The following is a 1,981-nucleotide window of genomic DNA, read 5'->3' as shown; positions in this document are numbered from 1 at the left end:
AAGAGCAAAACATAAAAGGCCAAAGCGCGATGCGGCGGCGAGAAAGTTCTTTAAAGAGATGTTCATGTAGCGTGGCGAGTAGTTAGCTTTTAATTTAAGAGCGATGAAAGTCACATATTAAAGAGAAAGCTAGAAAAACGAAATACGATTCCGGATTAGATATTATACAAAGACAATTTCTAATTATTTTTATAAATAGTTAGGTGTCGAACAATTCATTTTACAATGGAGAGTTTGATCCTGGCTCAGGATGAACGCTAGCGGCAGGCCTAATACATGCAAGTCGAACGGGATCTGAGGGTAGCTTGCTACCCGATTTGAGAGTGGCGCACGGGTGCGTAACGCGTGAGCAACCTACCCATATCAGGGGGATAGCCCGAAGAAATTCGGATTAACACCGCATAACAATACGTTAACACATGTTGATGTATTTAAATATTTATAGGATATGGATGGGCTCGCGTGACATTAGCTAGTTGGTAAGGTAACGGCTTACCAAGGCGACGATGTCTAGGGGCTCTGAGAGGAGAATCCCCCACACTGGTACTGAGACACGGACCAGACTCCTACGGGAGGCAGCAGTAAGGAATATTGGTCAATGGGCGCAAGCCTGAACCAGCCATGCCGCGTGCAGGATGACTGCCCTATGGGTTGTAAACTGCTTTTGTACGGGAATAACCCTTTCTATGTATAGGAAGCTGAATGTACCGTAAGAATAAGGATCGGCTAACTCCGTGCCAGCAGCCGCGGTAATACGGAGGATCCAAGCGTTATCCGGATTTATTGGGTTTAAAGGGTGCGTAGGTGGCTTTTTAAGTCAGGGGTGAAAGACATCGGCTCAACCGATGCAGTGCCTTTGATACTGAAGAGCTTGAATAGCGTTGAAGATGGCGGAATGAGACAAGTAGCGGTGAAATGCATAGATATGTCTCAGAACACCGATTGCGAAGGCAGCTGTCTAAGCGTTTATTGACACTGATGCACGAAAGCGTGGGGATCAAACAGGATTAGATACCCTGGTAGTCCACGCCCTAAACGATGATAACTCGATGTTAGCGATATACAGTTAGCGTCTTAGCGAAAGCGTTAAGTTATCCACCTGGGGAGTACGCCCGCAAGGGTGAAACTCAAAGGAATTGACGGGGGCCCGCACAAGCGGAGGAGCATGTGGTTTAATTCGATGATACGCGAGGAACCTTACCCGGGCTTGAAAGTTACTGAATAAGCCAGAGATGGCTTAGTCCTTCGGGACAGGAAACTAGGTGCTGCATGGCTGTCGTCAGCTCGTGCCGTGAGGTGTTGGGTTAAGTCCCGCAACGAGCGCAACCCCTATGTTTAGTTGCCAGCATGTTATGGTGGGGACTCTAAACAGACTGCCCGTGCAAACGGAGAGGAAGGTGGGGACGACGTCAAGTCATCATGGCCCTTACGTCCGGGGCTACACACGTGCTACAATGGCCGATACAGCGGGCAGCTACCTGGCAACAGGATGCGAATCTCGAAAAGTCGGTCACAGTTCGGATCGGGGTCTGCAACTCGACCCCGTGAAGTTGGATTCGCTAGTAATCGCGTATCAGCAATGACGCGGTGAATACGTTCCCGGGCCTTGTACACACCGCCCGTCAAGCCATGAAAGTTGGGGGTGCCTAAAGCATGTAACCGCAAGGAGCGTGTTAGGGCAAAACCGATAATTGGGGCTAAGTCGTAACAAGGTAGCCGTACCGGAAGGTGCGGCTGGAATACCTCCTTTCTAGAGATGCGGAGTCCGTATTCTTGCCACGCACATGACATTACTTTAAAATAAAAGAAAGAAGAATAGAAACGATAGGAAATACAGTACCTGTCCCCATAGTATAGGGGGTTCATTAATGGTATTACCGAGGTAGAAAAGAAGATATAGCTAGTCCCGTAGCTCAGTTGGTTAGAGCACTACACTGATAATGTAGGGGTCAGCAGTTCAAATCTGCTCGGGACTACATTA

1 tRNA gene and 1 rRNA gene are annotated in these 1,981 nt (G+C 48.3%); both read left to right on the top strand.

The features are described from left to right. The first annotated feature begins 222 nt into the window (after positions 1–222). A 16S ribosomal RNA gene (locus A0125_RS15155) occupies positions 223–1,750 on the top strand. Between the two features lie 152 nt (positions 1,751–1,902). After that, positions 1,903–1,976 (top strand) — tRNA-Ile (locus A0125_RS15150). Positions 1,977–1,981: the final 5 nt, after the last annotated feature.

The organism is Sphingobacterium populi, assembly GCF_001586775.1.
GTDB lineage: Bacteria > Bacteroidota > Bacteroidia > Sphingobacteriales > Sphingobacteriaceae > Sphingobacterium > Sphingobacterium populi.
Note: the sequence above shows the minus strand (reverse complement) of the source record. Positions and strands in the feature narration are given on the sequence as shown.